Raw genomic sequence first — 1,242 nt, 5'->3', positions numbered from 1 at the left:
GCGCGTTTTGAGCCCTTCGTATCATGCGGTGATCGCAACGCCTGATTATTGAAGGGTGTCGATTGCCATGGTGAAGTTCTCAAGTCGTTTGGTTGCTGAGGTTGTTCAGTCGTTCTGGCAGCAGGTAGCGGAAGGCTCCCGTTTTGAGGAAGCGGGAGAGTCCGTTGGCTGGTCCATCACGACCGTTCGGCGTGAACTGAGGTCCTCGGGAGGGGTCCGGCCCCGCAGGGGTCGGACCCTTACCGGGCGTTCGCTGTCCTTTGATGAACGCGAGCAGATCGCTTTGCTCAGGGGCAAGGAATCCATCCGTGAGATCGCCAAGCGGTTGGGCCGGTCGCCCTCGACGATATCTCGGGAACTACGTCGTAACGCTGATGAGGTCTACTACTACCGGGCCACTACTGCCCATGCCCGCGCCCATGCCCGGGCAGCCAGGCCCAAGACCGCTAAGCTCAACAGCAACAAACCCTTGCGCCTGGAAGTCGAAAAGCGACTCGAAAAGAAAGACTCACCGGTCCAGATCGCCGGCAGACTCCGCAAGGACCACCCGAACAACCCGGAGATGTGGGTGTCACACGAGACCATCTACCAGTCCCTCTATCTCGAGTCCCGGGGCGGACTGAAGCGGGAACTGGTCAAGAACCTGCGCACCGGCCGGACCCTGCGCAAACCCCAACGCCGCCCCGACGAACGCCGCGGCAGAATCCCAGGCATGGTCATGATCGCCGACCGCCCCGCCGAAGTCGAAGACCGTGCCGTGCCAGGGCATTGGGAAGGGGACCTGATCGTCGGCAAGGACGGAAAAACCGCCATCGGCACCGTTGTGGAGCGCACCACCGGGTTCGTGATGCTCGTCCATATCCCCACAGATCAGAACCGTGCCGAGGCCGTCCGGGATGGGCTGATCCGCAAAATGGGCGCCCTTCCCGACGAACTGAGGCTCTCACTGACCTGGGACCAAGGCACTGAAATGCACAGGCACAAGGAAGTGAAGATCGCAGCCGACATCGACATCTACTTCTGCGATCCCCACTCACCTTGGCAACGCGGCTCGAACGAGAACACCAACGGGCTCCTGCGCCAGTACTTCCCCAAAGGTGCAGACCTAAGCATCTACAGCCAAACCGACCTCGACTACGTCGCCCACGAACTCAACGACAGACCCCGCCAACGATTCGACTTCTGCACCCCAAATGAGATGATCAGAACCTTCCTGTTGCGATAACCGCTAGAAACCGCCCC

At 60.5% G+C, this 1,242-nt stretch carries 1 protein-coding gene; it reads left to right on the top strand.

All coding sequences use genetic code 11. The features are described from left to right. Positions 1-67: 67 nt before the first annotated feature. The gene (locus tag ACSVIE_RS21050) at positions 68-1,225 is read left to right on the top strand and encodes an IS30 family transposase (protein ID WP_442425152.1); all 1,158 of its coding nucleotides are present in this window, start codon (positions 68-70) and stop codon (positions 1,223-1,225) included. The last annotated feature ends 17 nt before the right edge of the window (positions 1,226-1,242 follow it).

Origin of the sequence: Paenarthrobacter sp. NCHU4564, from assembly GCF_052156435.1 — a bacterium.
GTDB lineage: Bacteria > Actinomycetota > Actinomycetes > Actinomycetales > Micrococcaceae > Arthrobacter.
This window is presented reverse-complemented; position numbering and strand designations above follow the sequence as displayed.